At 43.1% G+C, this 1,220-nt stretch carries 3 protein-coding genes; all 3 read left to right on the top strand.

The genetic code is table 11. The annotated features are described in order from the left end of the window. Window positions 1-512 (top strand): CHAP domain-containing protein (locus DTS01S_RS30125; protein WP_156493792.1); only part of this gene is annotated, 512 nt, incomplete at its 5' end. 5 nt (window positions 513-517) lie between these two features. Then, window positions 518-961 carry a hypothetical protein gene (locus DTS01S_RS30765; protein ID WP_139223911.1) on the top strand — a complete coding sequence of 148 codons (444 nt, stop codon included), beginning with the start codon at window positions 518-520 and terminating at the stop codon, window positions 959-961. 208 nt (window positions 962-1,169) lie between these two features. Beyond that, window positions 1,170-1,220, top strand: a 51-nt coding sequence (locus DTS01S_RS31535; RefSeq protein WP_370671670.1) for a hypothetical protein, incomplete at its 3' end; no start/stop codon positions are given.

Raw genomic sequence — 1,220 nt, 5'->3', positions numbered from 1 at the left:
CCGGAGGGGTTAACAAAAGTATATATGCGATAAATCCCATGATTTCCATGGATCCTTTGGGCTTGGCCCCCGTAAAAACGTGTGCAGAGAGAATTTTGAAAGCAGCGGAGAAATTAAATAATCAAGAAAGATACTCATACGCCTCGAATTATGGCTTTGGGTCAAAGAGAAATAAATGTAATCTCTTTGTTCATGAAGTGCTAGAAAATGCAGATGTCGAATCTCCCTCGCGCTACAGATTTGGAATTATCCCAAGAGGACCAGCAACTGCTGGAGATTGGGCAAATCCACAAAAAGCGATTCCCGGATTCGAAATTGTTACGTCTCCAAAGCCTGGTGATATTGTTGCGGTGGCATATCCATATGGGGACGCTACTGGGCATGTGGCAGTCGTGACAGGGAGTAGTACAACCATTGGCGCAGGCTCAGAAGACGGATCACATTCAACAGGTTGGCCATGGAATGGGGCATCGCCTAAAGGCAATCCAATATATAGAAGATGCAAAGATTGAGAAAGATGATGAAGACAGTAATTTACATAATAGCCGCAACGCTTGGTTTTCAAATAATATCTTTGCTAACTTTCTTGATGGCACCAATGAAAATTGATTTATCGGATATAGAGGGATTTAATTTATCTTATATTTTTAATAAACTGGGAAATCCAGACTATGATTTGAGTGTCAAAGATATACTGGGATGGCAAAGCCATCGTTATCTAATTCGTCAAAATGTCGAACTTAGGATAAAAGAATCGAACATTAAACCAACTGCTTTCCCTGCATCAATAAGTATTTCAAATACATTGGGGGAAGAAACTCATTATTTCAAGTTATCAAAACACTCAAGATCTGACGGAAATAACAATTTTATTAGAACGACCACCATAACCGTATGGCCATACGGTGATTTTCTAATAAGTAAAGAGATTGTTGAAAATAAAGATCACCAGTCACAGTGAGTCTCGATATGCGTGGATTGTTCAGCCCCATGGGTTATAACAAGATGGGGCCAAAACGCGTGCAGATCGCTTGGTCATGTTGGGTATCCACGACGAGCACACCATAAAAATGCTGCAGGAGATGCGCAAGTAACTGCAAAAGCAGGAGCGAGCGCGACAGGGCTCCGTAGCCATCCATCATTACAACTGCGACCATCTGGGCACGCCCATGGCCCTGACGGACCAGACCGGCCAAGTGGCCTGGGCCGCAAAGCTGGAC

Source organism: Delftia tsuruhatensis NBRC 16741 (genome assembly GCF_001571325.1).
GTDB lineage: Bacteria > Pseudomonadota > Gammaproteobacteria > Burkholderiales > Burkholderiaceae_C > Comamonas > Comamonas tsuruhatensis.
Note: the sequence above shows the minus strand (reverse complement) of the source record. Positions and strands in the feature narration are given on the sequence as shown.

Bases quoted from the DNA above. Each gene is read 5' to 3' on its own strand.
- DTS01S_RS30765 (WP_139223911.1), top strand. From the start codon at position 518: ATGATGAAGACAGTAATTTACATAATAGCCGCAACGCTTGGTTTTCAA.